This window comes from Eubacterium sp. 1001713B170207_170306_E7, from assembly GCF_015547515.1.
Lineage (GTDB): Bacteria > Bacillota > Clostridia > Eubacteriales > Eubacteriaceae > Eubacterium.
Window position 1 is genome coordinate 39829 of sequence record NZ_JADMVE010000010.1, and the last position, 24425, is coordinate 64253.

General features: G+C 44.1%; 18 protein-coding genes. 14 read left to right on the plus strand and 4 right to left on the minus strand.

All coding sequences use genetic code 11. The annotated features are described in order from the left end of the window. Window positions 1–276 precede the first annotated feature (276 nt). The 7 genes from I2B62_RS18695 to I2B62_RS18725 all read left to right on the plus strand — a co-directional run bounded on the left by I2B62_RS18695 (window position 277) and on the right by I2B62_RS18725 (window position 11716). Window positions 277–483 (plus strand): helix-turn-helix domain-containing protein, encoded by a 207-nt coding sequence (locus tag I2B62_RS18695; RefSeq protein WP_195270546.1) that lies wholly within the window; start codon window positions 277–279, stop codon window positions 481–483. Between the two features lie 26 nt (window positions 484–509). Beyond that, complete coding sequence (locus I2B62_RS18700; protein ID WP_195270547.1) at window positions 510–2795, plus strand: type I restriction endonuclease subunit R; 2286 nt, start codon at window positions 510–512, stop codon at window positions 2793–2795. An 11-nt stretch (window positions 2796–2806) separates the two neighbouring features. Continuing rightward, on the plus strand, window positions 2807–4282 hold the full coding sequence (locus I2B62_RS18705) for a class I SAM-dependent DNA methyltransferase (RefSeq protein ID WP_195270548.1): 1476 nt from the start codon (window positions 2807–2809) through the stop codon (window positions 4280–4282). A gap of 3 nt (window positions 4283–4285) precedes the next feature. Continuing rightward, window positions 4286–5974: a restriction endonuclease subunit S gene (locus I2B62_RS18710; protein WP_195270549.1), complete on the plus strand. Its 1689-nt coding sequence runs from the start codon at window positions 4286–4288 to the stop codon at window positions 5972–5974. Further along, window positions 5958–6533, plus strand: a complete 576-nt coding sequence (locus I2B62_RS18715; protein ID WP_195270550.1) for an ImmA/IrrE family metallo-endopeptidase — start codon at window positions 5958–5960, stop codon at window positions 6531–6533. The genes I2B62_RS18710 and I2B62_RS18715 overlap by 17 nt, the downstream gene beginning before the upstream one ends. Before the next feature lie 446 nt (window positions 6534–6979). Next, window positions 6980–8572 (plus strand): reverse transcriptase/maturase family protein, encoded by a 1593-nt coding sequence (locus I2B62_RS18720; RefSeq protein ID WP_195270551.1) that lies wholly within the window; start codon window positions 6980–6982, stop codon window positions 8570–8572. Between the two features lie 546 nt (window positions 8573–9118). Further along, a complete protein-coding gene (locus I2B62_RS18725) occupies window positions 9119–11716 on the plus strand; it encodes a response regulator (protein WP_243259614.1) in 2598 nt (865 codons plus the stop codon). A 28-nt stretch (window positions 11717–11744) separates the two neighbouring features. Here the strand turns inward: I2B62_RS18725 and I2B62_RS18730 are convergent, their stop codons facing one another. The 3 genes from I2B62_RS18730 to I2B62_RS18740 all read right to left on the minus strand — a co-directional run bounded on the left by I2B62_RS18730 (window position 11745) and on the right by I2B62_RS18740 (window position 15446). Continuing rightward, window positions 11745–13019 carry a DUF6070 family protein gene (locus I2B62_RS18730; RefSeq protein WP_195270552.1) on the minus strand — a complete coding sequence of 425 codons (1275 nt, stop codon included), beginning with the start codon at window positions 13017–13019 and terminating at the stop codon, window positions 11745–11747. 264 nt (window positions 13020–13283) lie between these two features. After that, entirely contained in the window at window positions 13284–15056 is a 1773-nt protein-coding gene (locus I2B62_RS18735) for a BlaR1 family beta-lactam sensor/signal transducer (RefSeq protein ID WP_195270553.1), read from the minus strand. Between the two features lie 9 nt (window positions 15057–15065). Continuing rightward, a complete protein-coding gene (locus tag I2B62_RS18740; RefSeq protein ID WP_195270554.1) occupies window positions 15066–15446 on the minus strand; it encodes a BlaI/MecI/CopY family transcriptional regulator in 381 nt (126 codons plus the stop codon). A gap of 165 nt (window positions 15447–15611) precedes the next feature. On the opposite strand from I2B62_RS18740, the gene I2B62_RS18745 reads away from it, so the two are divergent. From I2B62_RS18745 to I2B62_RS18775, 7 genes are all read left to right on the plus strand, one after another. Further along, window positions 15612–16376: a DeoR/GlpR family DNA-binding transcription regulator gene (locus tag I2B62_RS18745; protein ID WP_195270555.1), complete on the plus strand. Its 765-nt coding sequence runs from the start codon at window positions 15612–15614 to the stop codon at window positions 16374–16376. 250 nt (window positions 16377–16626) lie between these two features. After that, a complete protein-coding gene (locus I2B62_RS18750; RefSeq protein ID WP_195270556.1) occupies window positions 16627–18183 on the plus strand; it encodes an FGGY family carbohydrate kinase in 1557 nt (518 codons plus the stop codon). 12 nt (window positions 18184–18195) lie between these two features. Next, window positions 18196–19272: a uroporphyrinogen decarboxylase family protein gene (locus I2B62_RS20585; protein WP_195270557.1), complete on the plus strand. Its 1077-nt coding sequence runs from the start codon at window positions 18196–18198 to the stop codon at window positions 19270–19272. 12 nt (window positions 19273–19284) lie between these two features. Then, window positions 19285–20088: a methyltetrahydrofolate cobalamin methyltransferase gene (locus I2B62_RS18760; RefSeq protein WP_195270558.1), complete on the plus strand. Its 804-nt coding sequence runs from the start codon at window positions 19285–19287 to the stop codon at window positions 20086–20088. Window positions 20089–20100: 12 nt separating this feature from the next. Then, window positions 20101–20733: a corrinoid protein gene (locus tag I2B62_RS18765; protein ID WP_195270559.1), complete on the plus strand. Its 633-nt coding sequence runs from the start codon at window positions 20101–20103 to the stop codon at window positions 20731–20733. A 35-nt stretch (window positions 20734–20768) separates the two neighbouring features. Continuing rightward, window positions 20769–21698, plus strand: coding sequence for a hypothetical protein (locus I2B62_RS18770; RefSeq protein WP_195270560.1), 930 nt, complete (start codon window positions 20769–20771; stop codon window positions 21696–21698). A 142-nt stretch (window positions 21699–21840) separates the two neighbouring features. After that, window positions 21841–22917, plus strand: coding sequence for a YdcF family protein (locus I2B62_RS18775; protein WP_195270561.1), 1077 nt, complete (start codon window positions 21841–21843; stop codon window positions 22915–22917). 68 nt (window positions 22918–22985) lie between these two features. Here the strand turns inward: I2B62_RS18775 and I2B62_RS18780 are convergent, their stop codons facing one another. Beyond that, the gene (locus I2B62_RS18780) at window positions 22986–24425 is read right to left on the minus strand and encodes a trimethylamine methyltransferase family protein (RefSeq protein ID WP_195270562.1); all 1440 of its coding nucleotides are present in this window, start codon (window positions 24423–24425) and stop codon (window positions 22986–22988) included.

Consider the following 24425-nt stretch of genomic DNA (forward strand, 5'->3'; position numbering starts at 1 on the left):
TAAGCTCCGGCAGGAGCGTTGCCACATCATTTATGATGTGATTTTACTAGGGTTTTGGAGAAATCCCAACAAGCAAAATGGCAGAAGGTATATACCGCTGCATTGCTTGCCAAGGATGTGAGAATTCGTGTAGTTAATGTATAAACCAGCCTATTATTGCTGGAGTACCTTTGCTTATTTAGTGTTTGAATTTTTTATTTTTGTTAAAGTAGAAAAGCGTTTATAGACAACGCTATATAGCTTGTGCTATACTGTGTATTAGTGAGGTGTATCTATATGAAAATAAACGAAGTGATTAAGGAAATTAGAACGGCTCTCGGTTTATCACAGGTAGCTTTTGCCGAAAAACTTCATGTCAGTTTTTCTACGGTCAATAGATGGGAAAATGGCAGAGCTGTGCCAAATAGATTGGCTACAATAACGATTATTAGCTTAGCTAAAGAAAATGATGTAGATAAAACTCTAATTGATTTTTTATCTTGAAAATTTCATAGAAGGGAGGATGCGGCATGCCAAAATTAACTGAAGAAGATATAAAGAATAGATTTATTACACCTTCTATTGAGCAATCCGGTTGGGAAAAGAAACAAATGTGGATGGAATACTTTTTCACTGATGGAAAAGTAATAATTAAAGGTAAAAAGGCAAAAAGAGGTACTCGCAAAAAAGCGGATTATCTTTTATACCATCATAATAACTTCCCCATTGCTATAGTAGAAGCAAAAGATGGCGAACATAGTATTGAAGATGGCATTCAGCAAGCCATTGATTATGCAAGGATTTTAGATATTCCCTTTGCTTATTCAACAAATGGAGAGGGTTTCTGTGAGCATAATATGCTTACAGGGGAAGAAATGACTTTGCCATTAGATGAATTTCCCACACAAGAAGAACTTTGGGATAGATATATAACATTTAAATCTATCGATAAAGATGTGCAAGCTATTATAAAGCAACCTTACTATTATGCTGATAATAGCAAGTCTCCTCGTTATTATCAAAGAATTGCTGTTAATAGAACTGTCGAAACAGTTGCAAATAATCAAAAGCGAATTATGCTTGTAATGGCAACAGGAACAGGTAAGACTTTTACCGCTTTTCAAATTGTACATAGACTATATACAGCCAAAAAAGTGAAAAAGGTTTTATACTTAGCTGACAGAAATATTTTAATTGACCAAACCATTTTAAATGACTTTGCACCATTTGCCAATAAAAACATTATTACTAAAGTAACCAATAAGACCTTAGATAGTGCCTATGACATTTTCATGTCTTTGTATCATCAGCTGAGTGGCGATGAAGATGAAGAAGCTTACTTGCAATTTTCACCTGATTTCTTTGACCTTGTGATTATAGATGAGTGCCATAGAGGTAGCGCAAAGGACAACAGCAGATGGCGAAAAATATTAGACTATTTTAGCGGAGCAATCCATATTGGTATGACAGCAACTCCAAAAGAAGAAGGCGATGTACACAATAGCAACTATTTTGGAGAAGCCATCTATACTTACTCGCTTAAAGAGGGCATTGATGATGGCTTCTTAGCCCCTTATCGTGTTTTAAGAGTTGGTATTGATAAAGATTTAGAAGGATATGAACCGGAAGATGGCAAGACTGATATTTACGGGCAAGAAATTGAACATCGTGTTTATACCTCCAAGGATTTTGACAGAAAACTTATCATTGATGACCGTACCAAAGCTGTTGCCAAACGCATTACCGAATATTTGAAGCAAACAGATAGATATAACAAAACCATTGTATTTTGTGTTGATGAAGACCACGCAGGAAGAATGCGTCAAGCTTTAGTAAATGAAAACACAGACCTTTGTGCTGTTGATGATAGGTATGTAATGAGAATTACAGGCAGCGATGAACTTGGAAAAAAACAGCTTGAAAACTTTATAGATAACAATTCAAAATACCCTACCATTGTCACAACAGCGGAACTTATGTCTACAGGTGTTGACTGCAAAATGTGTAAGGTTATTGTATTGGACAGTGTTATTGGCTCTATGACCAAATTCAAACAAATTATTGGTCGTGGGACAAGGCTTGTATGGGATAGAGATAAACGATATTTCACGATTTTGGACTTTAGAAAAGCTACAATGAAATTTTCAGACCCTGAATTTGATGGACCTGCATCTTCCGTATACGATGTAGAAGACGATAAACCTTTGCCAAAGGAACAAGACATTCTCGAAGAAGATGATGATGACTTTGAAGAGGAAGAAACACATAAGAAATATCGTGTAGATGATGTAATTGCAAAAATCATCAGTGAAGTTGAACTTCTTTATAGTGTAAACGGTAAGTTGATTGTAAATCATAAAGATGCATTTAAGAAAATTATTTTAGACAAATATCCATCTGAAAGTGAATTTCACCACGCGTGGGTACAAGAAGATAAATTGGCAATTAACAACTATTTTGAAGAACGAGGAATTGATTTTACCAAGTTCTATGAAAGTGTAGGACAAGACGTTGACCTGTACGATATTATTTTAATGGTGGCTTATGGAAAAGATGCAAAACTTAAAAGCGAACGGGCTGAAAATGTAAAAAATAGCAGTTATTTTCAAAGTTTGGATAAAGTTAAACAGTCCATAATGGAAGAATTACTTAGTATCTACATTAAAAACGATGTCTTTGCAATCGAGAGAAACGATGTTTTAAAGCTCTCAAATTTCAATCAATTTGGTGGAATTGTTAAAACTGTTCGCTTGTTTGGTGGAAAAGAAAAATATAATGAAGTTCTGAAAGCGATTGTAAAGGAGCTTTATAAATAGGAGGATATCCCATGTCAATGGAAACACTGATTAAAAGGCTTGAAAATATTATGAGAGGAGATGACCTCTCCGGAAAAGTACAGTATTTAAGACAAATTGTATGGATGATTTTTCTTAAAATATATGATGCTAAAGAGGAAGAATGGGAAATAACAGACGATTATATTTCAATCATTCCCAATGCATTGAAATGGAGAAACTGGGCTGAAGACCAAAACGATGGCAAAGCCTTAACGGGCGATGATTTAATTTCATTTGTAAATAATGACCTTTTCAGAACACTTAAAAATCTTGAGATTGATGAACACACGCCTAAAAAGCACAAAATAGTAAAATATATATTCGAAGATGCTGCCAACTATATGAAAGACGGTGTTAAACTCCGTCAAATGATAAATGCTTTCAATGAAATTGATTTTACTGATTATACAGATGCACACGAATTTGGTGATATGTATGAGGGTATGCTAAAGGATTTGCAGGACAGCAAGCGTGATGGTGGTGAGTTCTATACCCCACGAGCATTGACAGATTTTATTGTGGAAATGGTTGACCCTGAGCTTGGACAAACTGTGGGAGATTTCGCTTGTGGTACAGGTGGCTTTCTTGTATCTTGCCTTAAATACTTAGAAAACAAATATGCGCACAGAGAAAATCCGGAAGACAGGAACATTATCAATAACAGTCTGATTGGTGTGGAGAAAAAGTCTTTCCCATATTCTTTGGGGTTGACTAACCTTATTTTGCACGATGTGGACGAGCCTAACATCAGCTATGACAACTCCTTAAAATCCAATGTTCGTGAATATGAAGATAGGGATTTAGTCGATATCATAGTAATGAATCCACCTTACGGCGGTGCAGAAGATGATATTGTGAAAACTAACTTTCCAGCGGAACACAGAAGCAGTGAAACAGCCGATTTATTTATGTCGCTTATTTTGCACAAGCTCAGATTAAACGGTAAATGTGGCGTTGTTCTTCCTGACGGTTTTTTATTTGGTGATGATGGAGCAAAAACAGCTATCAAAAAAATGCTTTTGAATGAATTTAATCTGCACACCATTATTAGATTGCCAAAGAGTGTCTTTGCTCCGTATACTTCCATTACAACAAATGTATTGTTCTTTACCAAAAATGGAAATGGAACAGAACAAACTTGGTTTTATCGTATGGACTTACCCGAGGGTTATAAGGCATTTAGCAAAACAAAGCCAATAAGTACAAAGCATTTTGATGTAGTACGTGATTGGTGGAATAATCGTGCCGAAATTTGCGATGAGGACGGAAACTTTAAATCTCGTGCTTATACAAGAAAAGAACTTGAAGACTTAAACTATAGTTTTGACCTTTGTGGTTTTCCAAATAAGGTGGAAGAAATTTTAGAGCCGGAAGTTTTAATCAATGAATATATGGAAAGACGACAGGGTCTAAACGAGGGAATTGACGATATTCTTTCAAAAATAAAAAGCATTTTGGGGGAATAAACGATGAAAGCCGAGCAATTAAGAAAATCGATTTTGCAGTATGCAATACAGGGCAAACTTGTACCACAAATTGATACAGAAGAACCTGCAAGCGAGCTGCTCAAAAAGATAAAAACAGAAAAGCAAGAACTCATCAAACAAGGTAAAATTAAAAAAGAAAAGTCATTACCACCTATCACAGAAGAGGAGAAGCCTTTTGATATTCCTGAGAGTTGGGAGTGGGTAAGATTTTCAGACTGTGCTGTACTATATACTGGTAATAGCATTAATGCACAAGAAAAGAAAAAGAAATACACAAATCTAAATGAAGGTTATAATTATATAGCTACAAAGGATATTGGATTTAATACAACTATTGATTATGAAAATGGAATTAAAATTCCTTTTGACACTAATTTTCGAATTGCAAAAATCGGCTCAATATTATTATGTATTGAAGGTGGCAGCGCTGGCAGGAAAATAGGTTTGCTCAAAGAGAATGTTTGCTTTGGAAATAAACTTTGCTGTTTTGAAAGTATACAAATTAGTTATCTTTATTTATTTTACTATTTAAGGACTCCAACATTTACTGATAACTTTAAGGACAACAAATCTGGAATGATAGGTGGTGTTGGTGTAAATACACTTAAAACCTTATATTTAGCACTTCCACCACTTGATGAACAACTGCGAATAGTTGCTCGAATAGAAGAACTTATGTCAATAGTAGATGAATACGAGAAAAAGGAAATTGAGCTAGAAAAATTAGAAATAGAATTTCCAGTAAAACTTAAAAAATCTATTTTACAGTATGCTATACAAGGAAAACTTGTACCACAAATTAGTACAGAAGAGTCAGCCAATGAGTTGATTAAAAGAATAAAATCAGAACAAGAACTTTTAGCTAAAGCGGGGAAAATAAAAAAATATAAGCCTCTGTCAGTTGTTAATGATTATGAGCAACCTTTTGATATTCCGGAGAGTTGGATATGGGTATATCTTCACCAACTATTAAGAGAAGCACCAAGCAATGGATACTCACCTCAAGGTGTGGATTACGAAACAAGCGATAGAGTTTTGACTTTATCGGCTACTACGTCTGGAGTGTTTGACTCGACAAAATATAAATATTTTGTGCCTGACACTGAAATTAAAAGCAATTTAAGAGTGAACAAAGGTGATATATTAGTACAGAGGAGTAATTCTCTTGACTATGTAGGCGTTTCTTGTATATGCCCCGAGAGTTTAGAGAATTATATTTATCCTGATTTAATGATGAAACTATGTTTTATTGATAAAGTAGATATTAATTATATGCACTACCTACTTTCAAGCCCTTTTATACGGCAATATTTTCGTGAAAATGCTACTGGAACATCCGATACTATGAAAAAAATAAATCAAAGCATATTATTGTATGCATTTGTTGCATTGCCACCACTCTCCGAACAACAACGCATTGTGGAGCGTATTGAAAAACTGTTTGCGCTGGTCAATGTATTGGCAGAGGGCAAAAAACTGCCAAAGGTAACCGCCACAACAGAAAATAAAGATAATGTTATTCCATTTGTAACGGTAGAGATTGACGAAACAAAACATAGAGTTGATGTATCTTCTTTTGGAATGGCTGCAAGAGATAGCGATAGTGTAAAGCCCGAAACAATGGAAAAGGTTTTGGAACAGGTACAGGCATACTATGACAAGAAAAACTAAGCCATTTTGGCAAATTGAAATGACTGCTGAAAATTATTTAAAGGTGCATCAATGTTACGATGCACCTTATAGCGGTATTGACGTAATTTTTGATTGTTGTAAAATAGATATAATACCGCTATATAATTTATCAGATAAAAACTTTTTAGGACGATTTGGGGATAATGGTAAAGAAAAGTTTATTGCTTATAACGCAGATTTAAGCCCGGAACGGATTCTATTCACAAAGGCTCATGAGCTTGGACACTTTTCGTTACATCATAATCTTAAAAGCGATATTATCACAGAAGAAGTTCATACAAAATCAGAACAAAAAGACCCACAAGAAACAGAAGCTAATGTATTTGCAGCAGCTTTTCTTATGCCTAAAAAGTTAGTAATAGAAACGGTAAATGCGTGTCTGCCTGCGGCTCGTTCTCTTTTTTACAAAGATAATACTATAACCTATGATGATTTATTTAAAGCCGAAAAAGAATGTGTGATACAGGCAATAAAACAAAAATGTCACACCTCTAAAGAGAGCATCGAGTGGAGAGTGAAAAATATCTTCAAATCTTGACAATTTATGATATTGGGAATATACTTAGAATAGCCTTATACGACATACGGTGTAAGGGAAGGGTATTATTGTCAAGAGCTGAACAGCATTCTTTCGAATATACATTATTGTATTTTCGACTGCTAATGCAATCATTTCTTGTGCAATGCACGCGATAACTCCAGTGAATACATTCGTAAGAATGCTGTTCAGCTGTATTATTTCAACCAATAAAGGAAGAAAGAAGCAGAATTGTTGAATTATCATATTAAATACCTCCATAGTTGTAGTTATATTTATTATAACATAATTATTGATTAACGCAGATTTTGGACAGTTGATAGCCACATATAACAGCTCGTTCGAGTAAAAGTGAATATTAAGTTAATCTTATACCCTTGCAGCAATTTTCGGAACACTGTCCTCCGTAAGCTGCGAGGGTATTGCGATATATAAAGGGGTTCTTCATGGAAATAAACAAAGAGAGATTGGAAAAATGGAAAAAAGAAAATAGTAGTCCAGCTGGATATGCTCACTTTGATACAAAATTTGGGCTGAACTCCGCATGGGACTACATTGCCAACCCCGATAATGTCGCAAAGCATAGTTTTTTTCCTTTTATCCACTATGATAAAGTGTTTTACAAAGCATATAAAGCAAGTGGTGAATATGTCGACAAAGAAACAAATTCAATTGTTAGACTTCCAAAAAAACAAAGAGAAGTAAAAATTAAAGATAAAATCAGACCTATTTGTTATTCTTCTCATATTGACCGTTGCATTTACCAATACTACGGATTTTTATTAAATGAGCATTATAATCAATATGTAGATGAGCAAGGCTTTTCATCATCTGTAGTTGCATACAGAACGAATTTACATCAAAATAATATCCATTTTGCAAAAAGGGCGTTTGACTTTATAAAGCAAGCTGAATGTAATATCATCGTGGGAGATTTTAAAGGCTTTTTCGATAATTTAGATCATAAAACCCTTAAACAGAACCTATGCACTGTACTCGGTACTTCAACGCTATCTCCTGACTGGTATGCGGTATTTAAAAATATTACTAAATACTCCATGTGGGATTTAGTTGATATTTTAAAAATTAACGGACTAATAACGGATGAAGACATTGCACAAAAGCAGGCAGCCCATGAAGTAGCATTGAATGGAAACACACGAAAAGCAAGAGAACTAATTACATATTTTGATGGTAAAATCAAAGAGCTAAATGGATTCAATATTGAAGATCCTAAAAAGAGGTTTGAAAAATTAGCATTAACAAAAGAACAATTCAAGCAAAATAAAAAAGATTATATAAAGCCTCATAAAGAAAATTTTGGGATTCCTCAAGGTTCAGCTATAAGTGCAGTTTTATCAAATGTATATATGATAGATTTTGATAAGAAGTTATATAATTTTATTCATAAGTTTGATGGACTCTATTTAAGATATAGCGATGATTTTATTATAATTTTACCAAGTGCAGCTGGTATCACATGGGATGAACTCAAAACATATATGCATGGTGTTGTTTACGAAACCGAACATTTAACATTAGAAAAAAAGAAAACACAGATTTATTCTTATAGAAATAATCAAATTACCAACAATACAAATCCTAATGCTCCGTCTGTATCGTATATTGATTACTTAGGTTTTGTTTTTGATGGCAAAGAGATTACTTTACGTCCCAAGACCATATCTAAATATTATTATAGGATGTATAAAAAGTTAAATCACATTGTAAAATGTGGCGGTGTAACCAAGAAGAAGAATAAGGTGAGCTATGAAAATCTTTATCGTACTTACACACAAAAAGGCAGAAATGGTGAATATGATAAATCCAAATTGCCACAGAAGGTAATCAAGAAAAATCCAAATAATCCATATAAAAGCGGTAATTTCTTTTCTTATGTACAAAAAGCAGATGAAATCTTCAACCCCGAATATGTAGGCAAAAATAAGGTCGAAGTTCCTCAAAAGCCCAAAGAACCAATTACTCAAGCGACTAAACGACACATGCTTAAAATTAGAAGAATTAGAGATAAAATTTAACAATATAAAAAACACTTGCCTTATTGCGACAAGTGTTTTTTATGAAAAATTGTAACTTTTGAGTAATTGCCGGTGGCTTACAGGTGAGTGAGATATGCAATATTATTTTTAAATTACTGGCTACATTTTGGCTACAAAAACTTTGCGAACCATAAATACGAGGTGAATTTTGCCTTAAATATGTATTACAAATACATAAAACATCACTGTTTGAATGCGTACGCACTATAAAGGGCTAGAGTGGGAATAGAAGCAAAAGAAAAATATCTGTCAGCATAAGGGCTTTTTAGCGCACGCTTATTGTCCCTTGCTATTGGGCTGATACTACCTATGTTCGTCTGTTGAGTTTAGAATAGTTGTAAATGACAAATAAAAAACGTCCTGTTGAATGGGAAAATTCACTGGGACGTTTTAATTTGTCATTATTTTATTTCTCTCAAGGTGAAGAAAGTATGGTAGAATAGTTAGTGGATAAATACATCAATATAGGTTTAAACAAAATTAGTTTGAGAGGTAAAAGGGTTTTAAGGAAAGGAGCAGTTTTAAATGGATGGACCTAAAAACAGAAGTAATATGAAAGAGCTTGGAATTGCGTTAATTTGCGTGTTGGCAATTGGCCTGTCCGCATTTAGTATTTTTTCCACCTATCAGTTGCGGCAGACGGCGTCGATTATTTACGAGCATCCTTACACCGTTTCTAATGAGTCACGGGCAATGCGTTCCCGGTTATTAGATATGAAAGGATTTTTGTTGAATTTTATTGCCGAACCCTCGACGGATTTGGAATCAATACAACAATTATTGGCTGAACGGTACGCGATGCAGTATGATGCTATTGAAATTATTACGAATCAATATCTGGGGCCTGCTGAGGACACGGACAAGCTGTTAGAGGCGATGCAAAACCTGGAAAAAGCACAGAACGACGCCCTTCCTCTTATCCTTCCCATGAACCGGGAGGAAACTGCCCGGTATGTGGAGGAGTACATATACCCCAAATACGACGCGGTGAATGATGCGTTAACGGTCATTGTTTCTTTTGCAGACGGAAAAATTCAAGGGTTAGAGAAGAAAGCGGAGGAGACAGCGTTCAAAGCCATCACTTCAGCGGTGATACTCACTATTTTTCTGCCTGCTTATTTTCTGTTTACATTTTGGCGCGAGCGAAAAAATATTCGGGAGATTCAATACCGCGAGCGTTTATTTGACGTTCTCTCCGCTAATGTAGATGAGGTTTTTCTAATTTATGACCAGGAGAAAAAAGTCTTGGAGTATGTCAGTGCCAACTGTGAGCGCATTCTTGGAATAACAAAGGATGAGCTGATGAAGGATAAGCAATTGCTGGCACGCCAGGTGGTCGAGGAGGATCAGGCTGTTTTTGCTGAATTCACCAGACAGAGTGGCGAAAAGGCCAACAAGAGCGGCGATGTTCGGATGCGTCTTGCATCTAGAGAAAAACGATGGTTCAAGCTTCGGAGTTATCCAGAAATACGTGGCGGCAAGATCGTACGTTATATTGTTTCGCTCTTTGACCAAACGGAAGAAATTATGAAAGAGCAGGCGCTCAGGGATGCTTTATCCAATGCCCAGAACGCGAATGCCGCTAAGCAGAATTTTCTCTCCCGCATGAGTCATGAGATCCGAACCCCCATGAATGCTATTATAGGGATGACCACTATTGCGGGAGCTTACATAGAAGATCGCAAACGGGTTGAGGATTGCCTGGAGAAGATTGGCTTTTCCTCCAAACACCTGATGACCCTCATTAATGACGTGCTTGACATGTCTAAAATAGACGAAGGCAAGATGTCCATTGCCCAGGAAGCCTTTAACCTGGAAAGTGTGGCAGAATCCATTACGTCCATATTCTATCCTCAGGCTGTGGAAAAGGATATTGCTTTTTCCATGCCTTTAATCGATCTTACGGATACGATACTCATCGGAGACGCCCTGCGCTTGAATCAAATATTGATTAATCTTCTCTCCAATGCGTTTAAATTCACACCAAATGGCGGTTCTATCCGGCTGGAAATCCGGCAGATTCAAAAGAAAAACAAGCGTGTTCGGCTGCGCTTTACCGTTAGTGATACCGGCATTGGTATGGATAAGGAATTTTTAAATCGGATATTTACGCCCTTTGAACAGGAGAGCGCTGCCACAAGTCAGAAATTTGGCGGCACGGGTCTGGGAATGTCAATCTGCAAAAACTTAGTCACGTTAATGGGTGGTACTATTTCAGTAGTGAGTGAATTGGGAATTGGAAGTACCTTTACGGTAGAGTTAGGCTTTGAATCAGAGGCCACAACAGGAGAAATTTCTCATCCCAGTCTGAAGTCGCTTAAGGCTCTGGTGGCCGATGATGACCAGGACTGTTGTATTCATACCACGCTTCTGCTGGAAAATATGGGGATTCTGTCCCATTGGGTGTTGACAGGGTCAGCGTGTGTGGAAGAGGTTTTGACTGCCTATAAAACCGGGGAAGAGTATGATGTGTGTCTTATTGACTGGAGGATGCCTGATATGGACGGAATTGAAGTCACCCGGCGTGTTCGTGAGTTTGTAGGACCAGAAACAACCATTATTATCATTACAGCCTATGACTGGACAGCCATCGAACAGAGCGCCCGGGAAGCAGGCGCCAATGCTTTTCTTTCTAAGCCTGTCTTTGCTTCTTCGCTTTATAATGCGCTTCTTACAGTGACCGGTGTTGACCGGACTTTAAAAGGACAAGGGGAGAAAGAATCGAACCAGGTTCTGACAGGTCGCCGCGTGTTATTGGCAGAAGACAATGAGCTTAACAGGGAGATTGCCGTAGAGCTGCTGAAAATGATGGATATGGAGGTTGACTGTGCGTGCAACGGACAGGAAGCTCTTGAACAGTTCCTGGTCAACGGCGACGCCTACGACCTGATTTTGATGGATGTACAGATGCCTGTTATGGGTGGCTATGAAGCAACAGAAGCCATTCGCCAGTCTGGTCATTCTAAGGCAAAAACAATCCCGATTATCGCCATGACAGCAGACGCTTTCCGTGAGGATGTTATAAAAGCGGAAGAAGTTGGTATGAATGGTCACCTGGCAAAGCCCGTTGACATTGACCGCCTTTATGAGACAATAGAATCCTTTTTTACAACCTCGGAATAATGTGTTTGATTTATGTGTGTCATACCACCTACCAATAATCTCTAAATCCCTCCTCCCTCTGCTCCCGAACCCGCGGAAAATAAACAGGTATATCCTCTTGATTTCCGGCGGTAATCATATTGGAAACATATTGAAAGCCGCCGTTCTCCAGAGGACGGATGGTAAGCATATGGGTAAAGAGCGCGTCGGTGCTTTTTTCCGGGCAGATGGCGTCTACGGTCAGGGTCAGGGTGCCATCGCTGTTTTCCTGGCTGGCTGTGACATTGGGATACAGGGATGGATTGGGGTAGGTATTGGTGCCTTTATACTCCTGCCAGGGGTAGGCGCTGCGGTCTTCATCATAGGAGGCCGCTTTTTTCAGTTGTGGGGCCGTTATGTTGAAAAAGGGCAGAATAACGGCTTCAAATTCATCGCTGGGGATATAGAAATTACCATCCTGCTCGTCAAAGGGGTAATCCTTTGGGCTGAGATAGCTGCCGGTGCCAAGCTTTTTCAGATATTCCAGCAGGTCATTGAAATTGAGGTTGTCAAAATCCGGCTCACGCCAACCGCTGATCAACAGGTTATTGCCCTTATAGCCAACAGGCGCGATATAGGCGAGGCTGTACTGAAGCAGCGCGTCGGGGACAGGCTTGATGCGCAGCAGCTGGTAGCGGCCCATTTTCTCAAAGACATGTGGGGTGGCGCAGCCGGTGGTGCGGGTGTACATGAAATTGCCGTTTTCGGTATACAGCCAGCTGTCAATGCTTGTTTTCTGAAAATCCTTTACCTTTGGACGGCCCGCACTGTCCCACTCCAGATTGGCGTAGGCGAAATACCGCTGGCCGCCGTGGTATGCGAACAGATAGTAATAAAAGCCACCGTATTCTGAGAGGGCAATGGCTTCGAGCTCTGCGTCCTGCTGGGTGGAGACGTTATTCCAGAAATCTGAAAAGGGTTCGGGGTTCACCAGGGTGGAGGTTTCATCGCCGTTTGCGTCAATGAGGGAGATCCCTTCTTCAAGAAGTATGGACTTGATCTTTTCCAGATCGGTATGGCTTACGCTTGACTGTTCCTCGTTGAGCTCGGGCTTTTCCTTTTTTGCGGCGTGATACTGGCTTTGGTAGAGGTCTGCGATTTCCAGACACCGCCTTTCGATTTTTCCGGAGGTTTCATCGTCCAGCTTTTCTGCGCTCAGAAGCCTGAAATCCGGGCTTGATTGTGTTTCGGATGGATTGTACCGCGGCGTAAGGTTCTGCGCTGAGCAGCCGGATAGCAGGAGAACAAGACAGAGGGATATGGAAAGAATCTTTAGCTTTTTCAAAGAGGTGCCTCCTTAATCTTACATATGTAAGAATTTTACAGAAAAATTATTACATATGTAAGATTAAAAGTCAAGTCATGCTGTCCAAAAAGAGGCGCGGCCCGAGACTGCGCCTTTTATCCAGATAAGCAAAAAGGTCCAAGCGCAGCAGATAACGGCCAGGAGTCGTGCCGCACGACGCTTTTTTCTTCCTTAGGTAAAAGGCTTCGTCTCTCAGATTTTTTGATATGCTTAAGCGGCCATTTTTAAATGACCGCTCCTTCTTTATTGGAGAATACCCATATCCTGCAGGATTGAAAGAGTCAGCTGGGCTGCTGCAGGGCCGGTGGCGTTGGCGCTGTCCTGAAGGCTGGTGGCAAAATAATAGGTGTTATCTGGGGTTTCGACATAGCCGACAAACCAGCCGCTGACATTCTGGCCGTTCACCCTTCCAGACCCTGTTTTGCCGTACAGACGGCAGTCTGGGCTGTCGGAGAGAAGCAGGGCGTTTTTAACAGCTTCAATATTTTGGGCTGAAAAGCCCCATGCATTTTCACGGAGCTTTTTTAGCAGCTCTACCTGCTCCAGGGGGGATATTTTGAGGGTGGACGCATTCCAGTAATCGTCTGTGGAATGGCCGACCTCTGCGTTTCCATAAGCGATGAAGTGGTAAAACTGCCGGAGTTCCCTGAGGCCGGCCTGCGCATCCAGCCGCCTAAAATACCAGTTGACGGAGTGGCTCATGGCGGTTTCTAAATCCTGATCCTGATTCCACGCTTCAAAGGGATAGGGCTGCTGGTCCCATGCCAGGGTGTTGGCGTCTGGCGTGATAATACCCTGCTCCAAGGCGTTGAGGGCGCTGTAGATTTTATAGGTGGAAAAAGGGGCGGAGCGCTCGGTTATTTTCTCGGGGTGCCAGGCCTGATAACGGTCATGGCTCTGGTCATATAGGACAAAGCAGCCTGACGTACTGCCCAAATAGGTGTCTAAATGCTCAGTGGACAGGGTGATGTCTTTGGGAGGCACGTAGTGGTCGGCGCCGGAGGCAAAGACAGACATAAGCGGTACCTGTGTCAGTGCAATGAGGACTGTGAGCAGACACACCAGGATGCTCTGACACCGCTTCTTTCGGTTGCTTTTTTCGTAGCGGGAGATCGCCATTATGCGTTCCAGCAGCTGTTTTTTTGTTCCTCCGGCGCTGCTTGCGGTGCTGAAAGCACTGGCGGAGCTGCCGGCGAAATTGAGAAGGGTATAGCCGTAATCCAGACGTTCTTTTTCGCTGGGAAGCTTTGCCAGGACCGAATTGTCGCAGAAAAGCTCCCGGTCTCTGCGCAGCCGGGAAAAGGCATACCAGACAAGTGGGTTAAACCAGTAGAGGGCCTGCAGCGCGCAGATCAGATGGTTTAAAAGTATATCTCTGTTTTTGATATGGCACAGCTCGTGGAGCAGAATATTTTTTATTTCCGGGAGGGTCAGCTGCTGCGCGATGCTCTCAGGCAGGAGAAGATAATGGGTGAACAGACCAAAGGTCAGAGGGCCTTTTATCCCGCCGGACTGGCAAAGCCTTACTCTGCCGCAGCAGGGAATGACAGACTGGCACTGCTTGAAGGCAAGAGAAATCGCTGACTTTGGTGGGGAAAGCTGCCTTTTCAGCCGGCGCAGGCGGAGGGCTCCGGCCAGATAGGCCATTGCGGAGAGCGCGGCGCCGCAGAGCCAGAGCGCTGTGATCCAGAGAGAAAGCTGGCCGGAGTCAGCGCGGCTGACAGACTGAGAAAAGTCCTGCATCCATCCAGACGCCCCAGACAGTGTGGCGGTAGGGCCGTCTGCGGCGCCTGTGGTTACGGTGATATGACCGGGCAGTGGAAAGCCGGAGAAATCAAAGGCTTTAAAGAAGGAATCGGGCACGAACACAAGGCACAGGGAGATTAACAGGACGAACCAGATGTAGTAGTGGTGCCTGGGGGTCAGCCTGTGGCCAAGAAGCTTTTTGATACCGGAGATGATACAGATCAGCAGTCCGCAGAAGATATTGCCGGCTAAAAAACGGAGGAAAAACATAATGCGGCCTCAGTCCTTTGCCTTTTGGTCTAAAATGGATCGGAGACTGGCGATATCCTCCGGTGACAAATCATTCTGGGAAAGGTAGCTGACAACCATCTGGTCCAGCGCGCCGTTGAAAAACTTGTTCAGAAAGGCGCGGCTCTCGTGGGAAATATAGTCCTCCTTTGGAATGATCGGAGAATAGACATAGACCCGGCCGTCCTTTTCGTGGGTAATGGCGCCCTTTTTCTCGAGCCGGATAAGCATGGTCTGGATGGTTTTGGGGCTCCAGCCGCTGGTATCTTTGAGCAGGCTGACGATTTCGTTAGTATTGATGGGAGCATTATCCCAGATAACCTGCATTACCTCGAATTCGGCTTCGGATATTTGAGGGAGTTTTTCTTTCATGATTAAACCTCCTGATCTTACAAATGTAATCAAGTTGATTATAGCCTTTCTTTAGTTGGGTGTCAATGCGGCGGTTTCAGACAAGCCATTAAAATGTTTCCTCCCCTTGTCTTACCTTCAAAAAAATGCTAGAATGAATTTACTATAACGGACAGGTGGTAACCCATGTTTGAAGAGCAGAGAATTGACAAAATAAAAAAATATTTGCTGGAGCACCGGAGCGCGGATTACAGGACTCTGTGCGAGGCGGTGCCGGCCAGCCTTTCAACGGTCCGGAGGGATGTGGACAAGCTGGCGGAGCAGGGTTTTCTTGAGAAAAAGCGCGGCGGCATGGTGCTCAGCGATACCCAGATCAACCAGGTGTTTTATGAAAATGCCGATGACCTGATCGGGCTGAAAACCGAGGTGGGCTACGCGGCAGCGGGACTGGTGCAGTCTGGCGATATTATATTCATTGGCGCCGGGAACAGCTGCTGGCAGATGAGCAAATTTATCACCGCTGAGAACATAACCGTGGTCACGCACAGCTTTAACGTGGTTATGGAACTGGCGCCTAAGCCTAATATCCGCCTGATCTTTCTGGGCGGCGATGTGGAAATCGAAAGCAGAAAATATTTTACCTCGGGCTCCTTTGCCCAGGAAACCCTTAAGAACATTTATATTGAGAAATCCTTTATCACAGTCAATGGCGTGGCGGAGGATTTTGGGTATACCATCAACAACAACTATCTTGCTGAGATATACACCATGCTCTTAAAGGTTTCGGATAAAACCTATGTGCTGGCTGATGAGACTAAATTTGATAAGCGCGCTTTCAGAAAAATCTGCGAGTTTGACGCTGTTGGGCATATAATTACCACGGCCGGTTATCCGGAGGAATATCAAAAAGCGTTTGATGAAATGCAGGTTGAGGTCATCACGAACCGCTGACGGAGCAGAGAGCTCCGCGGCGGTTTTTATTTTTATACAATATGTCAAAACGCGTCAAGAATAAACTTGTATATTTCAAATAATATCGTAAAAACGAAATTATTTGAAAAAATCTGTTGACAAACATGTCAGAATAAACTAAAATGTGTTCATAAGATGTTAGAAACACATCTGAAAGAACGAACTGATCAGAATGTTCCAAAACGTACCAAGGAAGATGTATTAATAAAAAACATAAGGGGATTTAAAAATGAAGGGATATTTAACATTAGGAATCGATATCGGCACATCAAGTGTAAAGGCACGGGTGCTGGATACCCGGACCAACCAGATCGTGGCAAAGGGCTTCCAAACCCATCCACTGCTGCTTTCAAAGCCGGGCTATGCCGAGCAGGAGGGGGACAGCTACTGGTCGGCGGTTAAATCGGCCATCCGGCAGTGCCTGGACTGCGGTATTGAGGCGGAAAATATTGCGGGTGTTGCCTTCTCCGGTCTGGTGGGCGTTATGCTGCCCATTGACAAGGACGGCCGTCCGGTACGCCCGGGGATGATCTGGATGGATGCCCGGTCCGAGCAGGAATGTCATGAAATTCGTGAATGTGTGGGCGAGGAGGTTATCAACTACAACAATGGCAACCGTATTGCCTGCTGGTTTATTGAGCCAAAGGCATTATGGATGAAAAAGCACGAGCCCGGGCTTTTCAACAAGACCTATAAGCTTTTATCACCCGCGGGCTACTGTACCTACCGGCTTTGTAAGGAATTTACCATCAATAAGGGAGACGCGGGTTTATTCTATCCTTTCGATTACCAGAAGGGCGAGTGGAACGCGGAGCTGGCAGAAAAAATCGGCGTCCCCATTGATAAATATCCAAAGATCTATGACTGCGACGAGGTGGTCGGCACGGTGGATGATGAGGCGGCTGCCGAAACGGGCTTAAAGAAAGGCACGGTCGTCGTGGCCGGCGGTACAGATATCAGCTCGGCGGCTCTTGGCTGCGGTGTCACCAAGGCCTACCAGGCATATTACTCCATGGGTACCGGTTCCAACCTGGGGATCATGATCCCCACGCCGGAGCGCAAGGAAGAATTCCGGATTCTCAAATGGCCTCATGTCATTCCAGGGCTGACCATGTTCGATGCGCCCATGGCCTTTACCGGCGCGTCGCTCAACTGGTTTAACGGCACCTTCGGCGGTCATGAACAGGTCATTGCGAAATCGACCGGACAGAATGTTTTCGGGCTCTATGACGCCGAGGCGGCAGCCCAGACTAAGCCGGGCGCCGGCGGGCTATTGTACCTGCCTTACCTCGGGAACACCCTTTCACCGCACTGGAACCCCAGCTCAAAGGGCGTATTCTTCGGGGTAACCCTGAGCACTAGCCGTGAAGATATGATCCGCGCGCTTATGGAAGGCGTAGCCTTTGACCTGTACTCTAACATTAAGATTGCCCAGGCCTCCGGCGCGAAGATCGACGGGCTGACCTTAAACGGCGGCCCCACCAAGAGCCGGTTCTGGAACCGCATTACCGCCGATGTCACAGGTATCCCGCTGAGCACCACCAATGTGGATGAAGCCGCGCCGCTGGGCGACGCGATTCTGGCCGCCAAGGGGGCCGGACTATGCGACAGCATTATCGCCATGTCGAGGGATATTGTCAAGGTGACTGAAACCATTGAACCGGATATGAAAAATCATGAAATGTATCAGGATTTCTTCGGCATCTGGCAGCGTGTGTACGATAACCTGAAAAAGGAAATGGACGACCATCATCAGCTGTTATTCAAATATAATTTTACCAAATAGGGGTGAGCATAAGTGAATTCGAGAGAACGCGTGCAGATGGCGCTGCACCATGAACGGCCGGACCGGGCGCCCATTAATTTCCGGTCAACCGATATTGTGGCAGAAAATTTAGGAAAATACTATGGAAAAAGCTATGACGAGCTGCTGGAATACTATCAGGTGGACTTTAGAGAGGTGATTCCGCCCTACACCGGGCCAGCCTTTGAAAAGTCTGCGGAGGGCACCTTTTACGACGAGTGGGGGGTGCGCCGCCGGGAGCGCGTCACCGGCCACAGCCGTGACCTGTATGTAGACCTCAACCCTCTGGGTGACGTGGAGGACGAGGACGATATGGACAAGGTGCTCAGCTATAAGTGGCCGGCGCCCGACGCCTATGACTACTCGGTGGTGGAAGGGCTGTGTGACCGGTACGAGGGCTACGCGATCTGCGGCCCGGGTATCCACTGCGAGGGCTACCATGGGGTTTTCCATCAGCTGACCTATCTTTTCGGCATGGAAAATGCCATGATCCTGCTCATGTCTGAGGAGGAAATGATGCAGGAAGCAGTGCGGCGCATTACAGACTTCTGGGTGGGCTATTATGACCGGCTGCTCACCGCGTCCAAGGGGAAAATGGACTTTATCTTTTACAAGGATGACATGGGGACTCAAAACAGCCTGATGATCAACCGGGATGTCTTTATGACCTATTTTGCGCCTGGGCTCAAGGAGCTGTGCGATATGGCGGACAGCCACAACGCAACGCTGATTTACCATACCTGCGGCTCTGTTATGCCGCTGATCCCGGATTTTATCGACGCGGGCGTCCGGGTTCTTGACCCGATCCAGACCTCGGCTAAAAACATGGACATTCATGTGCTTAAGGAAAAATTCGGGGATAAGCTCACCTTCCACGGCGGTATGGATACCCAGCAGGATCTGCCCAACCTCAGGCCGGACGCGATTTGTGAGCTCACAAGGGAAACGCTTTCTGTGCTGGGGAAGGACGGCGGCTATTTTTTCAGCCCAAGCCACCGTATCCAGCAGGATACGCCCCTTGAGAACATTGACGCCATGTACGATGTGGCATTGAACTGGAACGAATATTAAAGGGGCAGAACCATGATTATTATCGGAGAAAAAATAAACGGCTCGATCCCGTCCGTGGCAAAAGCCGTTGAAGAAAAGGACGCGGCATTTTTGCAGGAGCTGGCTGAAAAACAAAGCACTGCCGGCGCGGATTTTATCGACGTCTGCGCCTCGGTGCCGGAAAAGCGCGAGGCAGAAACCCTGAAATGGATGGTTGAGGCGGTTCAGGCCGTGACTGACACGCCGCTGGCGGTGGACAGCCCGTCACCGGAGGTGCTCAGGGAGGTACTGCCACACTGCAATAAAGAAGGGCTGATCAATTCTGTATCCCTTGAGGGGAATAAGATTGATACTATTTTCCCGGCCATCGCAGATACAAAATGGGAGTGCGCGGCGCTGCTCTGCGACGACTCTGGTATTCCCAAAACAGCGGAAAAGCGGCTGGAGATTTTTGAAGCCATTATGGATAAGGCAAAGGCCTATGGCATCGCGCCGGGACGTATGCATATCGACCCGCTGGTGGAAATGCTCTGCGCGTCTGAGGATGGTATTGAGACTGTCACAGAAACCATCCGGGAAATCAAAAAACGGTATCCCCTGGTCCATGTGACCGGGGCGGCCAGTAATATTTCCTTTAACCTGCCAGCCCGCAAATACATCAACCAGGGCTTTATGATTCTGGCCATGAACGCGGGAATGGACAGCGCGATTCTGGACCCGCTGAATGCGGACATGATGGGCCTGATCTACGCGGCTGAGGCGCTGCTGGGCGAGGATGAATACTGTATCGAGTATATCAACGCTTACCGTGACGGCATGTTTGGAAATGTGAAATGAAAAGAGGTTAAAATGATGAAAATTGATGAAATCTGCCAGGCAGTTGAAAAGGGAAAGAAAAAGATCATTGCCGGCCTGGTGCAGGAAGCCCTGGACGAGGGCTGCGGCGCAATGGATATTTTAAACACAGGCATGATCGGCGCCATGGATAAGGTAGGGGAAAAATTTAAAAATGGCGATATCTATGTGCCGGAAATGCTCATTGCGGCAAAGACCATGAAAAAAGGGGTAGAGGTCTTGAAGCCGCATCTGTCAACAGGCGCCACCGGCTCCAGGGGAAAGTACATTTTGGCCACCGTTGAGGGAGACCTTCACGACATTGGCAAAAACCTGGTGGGGATGATGATCGAAAGCGCAGGCTTTGAGGTCATCGACCTGGGTGTGGATGTGAAAAACGAGGTGATCCTTGAGACCATCCGTGAGCATCCGGATGTGAAAATTGTGGGGCTTTCCGCCCTTCTCACAACCACCATGCCCGCGCTCGGCGACGCGGTGGCAGCCATTAAAGGCTCGGATGTGGAAAAGAGCTTTAAGATTATGGTCGGCGGCGCGCCGGTCACCCAGGCTTTTGCCGATGAGATCGGCGCGGACGCCTTTGCGGAGGACGCAGGGTCTGCCGCAAAGGTAGCAAAGGAAATCGCATAACGGTTGATAGAGGATAAATAAGGGGATTTGAAAATATGGATATTTTGATGTTAATTGCCGCCTTTGGCGGCGGTGTGTTCGGCGCGTGTATCGGCGGGGTAACGGCCTTTATTTTTACAGGGATTACAGTGGTTGCGGCTATTCTGGGCGGCGCGGCGGGTGCGCCGATGATACCCTTTGTCAGCTTTGGCTCGTGGTTCGGACCGCATATCTCATTCTGCGGCGCGGCGGCCGCTGGCGCTTATCTCATGCGCAGGGGAAAGATGGAGAGCGGCGCCGATATTATTACGCCGCTGTGTAAATACAACGACGGTATGGCGCTGTTAATCGGCGGTGCGTTTGGCGTGGTGGGCTATCTTATCGAGTTTGTAATTTCGGACCTGTTTGGGGTCAATGTTCTCAACCTGGCGGGCTGGACCGATACGGTAGCCATTACGGTGTTCTTAAACGGCCTGCTCACCCGCCTCACACTGGGGACAAGTGGCTTTTTCGGGAAATGGGAAGGAGAGAAGCATGTCTTTCTGCCGGATAAAAACCGGCTTACCTTTCTGCTGGTTCTGGGCGCCGGCAGCAGCCTGCTGGTAGGCTGTATTACCGTGGCGCTCGGACAGATGGGGCTTGACGGCTCTCAGGAAGCCATGTACCTGTTTAACAACATGGGCTCCTTTGCCTTTGGGATTGCGGCCATCTGTTTCCTGTGGCTGCCCATGAAGCTGCCAATGGAAAACCTTCACCAGATCATTTTACCGGCGGCCACCACTGTGCTTACGGTCTTTGCGGTAACCCAGAACGCGGTTCTGTCGATTATCGGCGGGCTCATTATCGGGATGCTCGGCGCTGTGCTCTGCGACATCGCGGCCCGTACCTTCAATACCAATGCCGACAGTCACATTGATCCGCCGGCTTTCACCATCGCAATACTGCAGATCTTTAATTTTTCGATACTGCCAATGCTTCTGGCATGATCATTGCGCTCCCTAATTAAATTATGCTATAAAGAAGAACGTCTGGTGACAGGCGTTTTTCTTTTTAAGGCAGGCAGATGCGGTAGGAATAATATGAAGATGGGTATAAAGAAAGTAAAAGTTGCAAATAAGGAGAAAAACCATGCTTATATATGCGATTAATCTCATTTACCTGTTATTCTTCCTGGTGGTGTATTTGCAGGACAGAAGAAGGCTGATCAATGGCTTTCTGTTTTTTATCCTGCTGATGCTCAGCGGCGTTTCGCTCGTCCTTCTGGTTGATGAGACGGGAAATCCGTTTTTATTTTTCCTGGTGGTCATCATCGGGATAATGGCCACGCTGATTTTATTGACCGGCGTATTTATTATTCTGGCCATTTCCTTTTACAGCGCTGTGACCCTGCTGAGAAAGGAAGGGCGGAGCAAAGCCAATCTGCTCAGCCTGCTGGTGGGCGTGGGCATTCTGCTGTGGCTGTTTTTGGGAATGGTCACCTTTAAAAACGTCGAGATCAACGATGTGCTCTCAGTTGTGATGCTGTTGGTCAATACCATTTTGTTGTACCTGCTGGTGATGTTTTCAAATTTTATCCTGTCCTCTTTTATTTACGGAATATACCGGCCGCTTTTGAGGCAGGATTATATTATTGTGCTGGGCTCGGGACTGGTTGACGGAAGGACAGTCACACCGCTGCTGGCAGGCCGTATCGACAGGGCTCTCAAGGTCTACAGAAGACAGGCAGATAAGCGAAAGAAACCGCCCATGCTCATCATGTCTGGCGGTAAGGGTGGCGACGAGCAGGTTGCCGAGGGCGATGCCATGAAGCAGTACGCTCTGGAGCAGGGCATACCCGAGGACCATGTCCTGGTCGAAGACCAATCGAAAAATACCTTTGAGAACATGCTGTTTTCCAGACAGCTCATCCAAAGCCGGGAGCCGGATATGAAGCATCTGCGCATTCTGTTCGCCACCTCCAATTACCATGTGTTCCGGGCAGGCATCTACGCCAGAAAAGCTCATCTCAAGGCCCAGGGTATCGGAGCGAAAACAAAATTTTATTTTTGGTACAATGCCCTCCTGCGGGAGTATGTGGCTATTCTGGCAATGCATAAAAAGACCCATCTTGTCTGCATTTTCATTTTAGTGGTCATTGTGGGACTTGTAAGCCTGCTGATACACAATCCGGAGGCAGCATCCTGGCTTGCAGGAAAAATAGCATGACCTTATAAAAAGTTTAAAGGCAGGTAAGCGATCATCACGCTAACCTGCCCTTTTAATTTCAAATGCTATTATAATGTGTTCCGGTATTTTTCGTGAATGTAGGGATTCAGCAGCTCAGCCTGTTCCTTTGTGATCTGTGCTGGCTCAAAGCTTTCCAGACGCTTTTTGACTTCTTCCGCCACCTTATTGTTGACAGAAATGCTGCCCTTGTTCTGCCACTGGTTTGGGTCGTCCTTATTAAAATATTTTGGCAGATAGACCTCGTCACGATACATCTTTGGCGTCCGTCCCTTCAGGAAAGCACCGCGGGGACCCGTTTTTTTAAGCAGATCAAAGCAGAAGTTTTCATCACTGCAGTTGATGCCAGCAGTCATCCGGCAGGCCATGTGGTGAATTTCCTCATCAATCAGAAACTTTTCAAAATCGGAAACATTAAAGGAGCCCATGCAGCCGCAGGTATGGAAGACAATATCGGCTCCGGCATTTCTTGTGGTCAGGATATTCATCATGGACTCTGCACCGGCCTGTACATCCAGCTCTTTGGCGTCACTCAGAGAGCCGCCGGTCCGGAAAGGAAGACCGTAGCGGTCTGCCAGCCCCGCAACAGCGTAGACAACCAGTGAGCACTCCGGCGAGCCGATTGCAAGCTGAATGGTACGCATGTCCGTGGCCGCAGAGGTGTTGCCGTAGACGACGTTGGCATCGGGATTGATGAGCTTGGCAAGGGTATAGCCCGCGAGAATTTCGGCATTTGTCATGGCGATCATGGAGGCCAGAGATGGCGGCGCTGTCATTAGCGGCATGGCGCAGGGTGTGATGATCATGGCCTGGTTGGTTTCGGCCAGAATAAAAATACGTTCGATTGGATCATGGTCTAAGGTAAGCGGAGACAGCGTGTTGACAACATAGGCGCTGTGAGTGCCCTCGGTGCCCTCGAAACGGTTGACCAGCTCAAGACTTTTGCGGTAGGCCTTCGAGCCCTTATCCCTGCCGTCGATGACAAAGGTGTTCGGGGCAGCCATGAGCATGGGCTTTTGGCTGTATTTTAAAACCATGGCAACATTTCCAAAGACCTTCTGGTCCTCAGTGTAGGAATCGTCGTAGCTTAAAAAGTAATTCATGGTGGAAACTTTTGTGATGTCACTGGTGTCAGAAAGCTTGAACTGGTCGGTTACATCCTGATCAGTCAGTTTTTCGATACGGCCGTTGTGGTGGTGGCGGTACACATTTCCGAGAATGGGCACGCCATACTGCTCACCGCTGCCGATTTCAAGATTTCCCTTACAGGAGGTGATGGTAAACTGTTTTTTTGCGTACTTTAAAACCTCATTCAGCAGTGCTTCAGAAATATAGACGGTTTCGTTTTCGACTCTTGCACCGTGCTTTCTGAAAAGGTCCAGCGCGCCTTCGTGTTCAAATTGAATGCCGATTTCTGATAAAATACGCAGGGTATGTTCGTGAATTTTTTCAATATCCGCTTTGCTGACATAATTTTCATAGTTTTTCAT

What these genes read in the sequence shown, in the direction of transcription:
- I2B62_RS18695 (WP_195270546.1), top strand. Translation starts at nt 277, where the DNA reads ATGAAAATAAACGAAGTGATTAAGGAAATTAGAACGGCTCTCGGTTTA.
- I2B62_RS18700 (WP_195270547.1), top strand. Translation starts at nt 510, where the DNA reads ATGCCAAAATTAACTGAAGAAGATATAAAGAATAGATTTATTACACCT.
- I2B62_RS18705 (WP_195270548.1), top strand. Translation starts at nt 2,807, where the DNA reads ATGTCAATGGAAACACTGATTAAAAGGCTTGAAAATATTATGAGAGGA.
- I2B62_RS18710 (WP_195270549.1), top strand. Translation starts at nt 4,286, where the DNA reads ATGAAAGCCGAGCAATTAAGAAAATCGATTTTGCAGTATGCAATACAG.
- I2B62_RS18715 (WP_195270550.1), top strand. Translation starts at nt 5,958, where the DNA reads ATGACAAGAAAAACTAAGCCATTTTGGCAAATTGAAATGACTGCTGAA.
- I2B62_RS18720 (WP_195270551.1), top strand. Translation starts at nt 6,980, where the DNA reads ATGGAAATAAACAAAGAGAGATTGGAAAAATGGAAAAAAGAAAATAGT.
- I2B62_RS18725 (WP_243259614.1), top strand. Translation starts at nt 9,119, where the DNA reads ATGGATGGACCTAAAAACAGAAGTAATATGAAAGAGCTTGGAATTGCG.
- I2B62_RS18735 (WP_195270553.1), bottom strand. Translation starts at nt 15,056, where the DNA reads ATGTTTTTCCTCCGTTTTTTAGCCGGCAATATCTTCTGCGGACTGCTG.
- I2B62_RS18740 (WP_195270554.1), bottom strand. Translation starts at nt 15,446, where the DNA reads ATGAAAGAAAAACTCCCTCAAATATCCGAAGCCGAATTCGAGGTAATG.
- I2B62_RS18745 (WP_195270555.1), top strand. Translation starts at nt 15,612, where the DNA reads ATGTTTGAAGAGCAGAGAATTGACAAAATAAAAAAATATTTGCTGGAG.
- I2B62_RS18750 (WP_195270556.1), top strand. Translation starts at nt 16,627, where the DNA reads ATGAAGGGATATTTAACATTAGGAATCGATATCGGCACATCAAGTGTA.
- I2B62_RS18760 (WP_195270558.1), top strand. Translation starts at nt 19,285, where the DNA reads ATGATTATTATCGGAGAAAAAATAAACGGCTCGATCCCGTCCGTGGCA.
- I2B62_RS18765 (WP_195270559.1), top strand. Translation starts at nt 20,101, where the DNA reads ATGATGAAAATTGATGAAATCTGCCAGGCAGTTGAAAAGGGAAAGAAA.
- I2B62_RS18770 (WP_195270560.1), top strand. Translation starts at nt 20,769, where the DNA reads ATGGATATTTTGATGTTAATTGCCGCCTTTGGCGGCGGTGTGTTCGGC.
- I2B62_RS18775 (WP_195270561.1), top strand. Translation starts at nt 21,841, where the DNA reads ATGCTTATATATGCGATTAATCTCATTTACCTGTTATTCTTCCTGGTG.
- I2B62_RS18780 (WP_195270562.1), bottom strand. Translation starts at nt 24,425, where the DNA reads ATGAAAAACTATGAAAATTATGTCAGCAAAGCGGATATTGAAAAAATT.